At 53.3% G+C, this 270-nt stretch carries 1 pseudogene; it reads left to right on the plus strand.

The annotated features are described in order from the left end of the window. Positions 1-19 precede the first annotated feature (19 nt). Positions 20-270, plus strand: a pseudogene (locus SB658_RS24140) (hypothetical protein); the annotation flags it as partial.

Raw genomic sequence — 270 nt, forward strand, 5'->3', positions numbered from 1 at the left:
TGGCGTGGTGTCGAAGCCAATGGGCAGGACTGCGGCCTTTGCCCGGTTCGAGGCTGCCGCAGCAGATTTACCATATGTTCTGGTCAAGCCGGAAACGATGCAACTAGTAAGCGATGGTATCGTAGCGGTGGAAGATGTTTTCGGCGGGGAAGCAGCCTTGGCCGTTCGTCGGCTCGATCCTGATATTGCGATCATTCATGCCCACACCGCCGATATATACGGCAATGTGCAGATGGATATGAAATTTCATGCCGATTTTATCCGCGATCT

It is taken from the genome of Bacillus sp. SIMBA_008 (assembly GCF_046535495.1).
In the GTDB taxonomy this organism is placed as follows: Bacteria; Bacillota; Bacilli; order Bacillales; family Bacillaceae; genus Bacillus; species Bacillus subtilis.